This is a genomic window from Nodosilinea sp. LEGE 07298 (genome assembly GCF_015207265.1).
GTDB lineage: Bacteria > Cyanobacteriota > Cyanobacteriia > Phormidesmidales > Phormidesmidaceae > Nodosilinea.
In genome coordinates, this window is sequence record NZ_JADEXE010000526.1 from 1 (window position 1) to 2,261 (window position 2,261).

The 2,261-nt window shown below is 50.7% G+C and carries 2 protein-coding genes; both read left to right on the forward strand.

Annotated features, from left to right (window positions below; all coding sequences use genetic code 11):
- The first annotated feature begins 97 nt into the window (after nucleotides 1–97).
- Entirely contained in the window at nucleotides 98–1,204 is a 1,107-nt protein-coding gene (locus IQ273_RS32650; RefSeq protein WP_194027232.1) for a universal stress protein, read from the forward strand.
- Between the two features lie 712 nt (nucleotides 1,205–1,916).
- Complete coding sequence (locus tag IQ273_RS32655; RefSeq protein ID WP_194027233.1) at nucleotides 1,917–2,117, forward strand: hypothetical protein; 201 nt, start codon at nucleotides 1,917–1,919, stop codon at nucleotides 2,115–2,117.
- Nucleotides 2,118–2,261: the final 144 nt, after the last annotated feature.

Genomic DNA, 2,261 nt, shown 5'->3' on the forward strand with positions numbered 1-2,261 from the left:
ACATTAGAGCGTTGGGGTGTTGGAGCGTTTGAACGTTGGAACGTTCAAACGCTCCAACGCTCCCACGCATCCACGCACCCACGCATCCCTCTCCCCCATGTACGACCCCGCCTCAATCTCCTCCTCAAACGCTGCTCCGCCTGCCCGCCGAGGTAAGCACAAGATCTTCATCGGCATGTCTCCGGGTGTCGGCAAAACCTATCGCATGCTGGAGGAAAGCCACAAGATTAAGCAAGACGGCGTAGATGTGGTGATCGGCTTGCTGGAAACCCATGGCCGAGAAGAGACTGCCCGCATGGCCGATGGGCTCGAACTCATTCCCCGTAAACCCGTCCTCTGGCAGGGACGAACGCTGAGCGAAATGGATACTCAAGCGATCGTAGAGCGTCGGCCACAGCTCGTCCTGATTGACGAGCTGGCCCATACTAACGTCCCCGGTTCGGTCTATGAAAAGCGCTACCAGGATGTGGAAGTGGTTCTGGATGCCGGTATTGACGTCTACTCCACCGTCAATATTCAGCACCTGGAAAGCCTGAACGATCTGGTACACCGCATTTCTGGCGTAGTTGTACGGGAGCGGGTGCCCGATCGCTTGCTAGACGAAGCCGATGAAGTAGTCGTGGTAGATGTCACCCCCAAAATGCTTCAGGAGCGCTTGATAGAAGGCAAAATCTACGCCCCTGCCAAAATTGACGAGGCCTTGCAAAACTTTTTTCAACGGCGCAACCTGGTAGCCCTGCGGGAGCTAGCCCTGCGCGAAGTGGCCGACAACATTGAAGAGAATGGGCGCGGTGGCCACACCCAAAGCTACTGCAATGTTCATGAACGCATTTTGGTTTGTGTTTCTACCTATCCCAGTTCAATTCAGCTGTTGCGGCGGGGGGCTCGTATTGCTAGCCAGATGAATGGTCGTCTTTTTGTGTTATTTGTCGCCAATCCTCGTAAGTTTTTGTCTAAGGAAGAATCCCTCCATATCGAAACCTGCGAACGGCTCTGCGAGGAATTTGAGGGTGAGTTTTTGCGGGTAGAGTCAGAGGATGTGGTCAGAGCCATTGCTAGCGTTGCCACCGAAAATCGCGTCAGCCAAATTGTTTTGGGCGAAACCCAGCGATCGCGCTGGCAACTACTGACCCAAGGCTCGATTGTCCAGCGGCTGATGCGAGCGCTTCCTAGCGTAGATCTTCATATCATTGCAGCCAAGTAGTCTGGATTCACTTTGGGACGTTATCTTCCTACACGGGTCTAAACATTGTGGTGTGGGATTTGAGTTTTAGCCCTGTGAAGCCATTTCCTGCCTTTTCTTACCATGCAGCTTTACTGCTCACTCTCCGGGCGGGGTATTAGATAGCGCAGTAGCTCCAGTTCCATAGCTGAGAGCAGGGTGGGTTGAATAGTTACCTGCGCGCGCAGCTAGCCGATGCAGCTGGAGGGTAATTGTCCTATGCTTCGTTGGACAAATTTTAGAACGTTTCACGAAAGAGCCGTCAAGAGAGGCTGTGATGCTGCTCTGCGGCTCGGGCAGCTACTCCAGGATTCAGAGTTATCTTACTAGGTGTTTCCCTTTGTAACCGACGCATGGTTCTGCCATAGGCGTTCCACGGAACGTAGGATTGTTCTGTCCGGTAAGAATAAGTGCTTGGACTGAAGTCTGAAGGTGTATATGAGCGAAAGGGCGTGTAGTTAAAGGAACTGGAAAAGGTCAACGAAAAGTTGATGCTGAGCTTATAGCAGCGCAGTCTGCCATTGATATCCTGCGCAATATATATCCAGAGCTGTTAGTAAATTAGGATGAGATATACGTCGAGGCGCTATATGTGCCTTAACACGTAAAATCTACTCACCTTTCTCTAAAAACATTATCAAATCTGTGACACTGCTATTTGTGGTCGCGCTTGTCCGAAGACATTCAATAGGATATGGCAGCGATTCATGCAAAAATCGCAATTACTCAACAACAAAATGAATTTTCAGAGCTTAATTTCTTGGTCAGCAGTGTGCCAGCTAGAAATCTGCTTATCACCTTCAGCCCAATTGCAGTCCACTACAGTAATCTGGCTAGTTATCCGATGTTAGGCTCAGCTTATAAATTTAGTCCGTTCCAGATGAGCGGGACATGAAACTGACTACTCCCTTCAACCCCCTGCCAATAAACATATGCGCTTCAGATCACAATTTTGCCTCGGCCTGACGTTTAGCTTGAGCCTCAGCTTGCTCTCACCTTTGTGTGCATCTGTATCAGCGCAGACGCCTGTGCCCACCCC

Bases quoted from the DNA above. Each gene is read 5' to 3' on its own strand.
- IQ273_RS32650 (WP_194027232.1), top strand. From the start codon at position 98: ATGTACGACCCCGCCTCAATCTCCTCCTCAAACGCTGCTCCGCCTGCC.
- IQ273_RS32655 (WP_194027233.1), top strand. From the start codon at position 1,917: ATGGCAGCGATTCATGCAAAAATCGCAATTACTCAACAACAAAATGAA.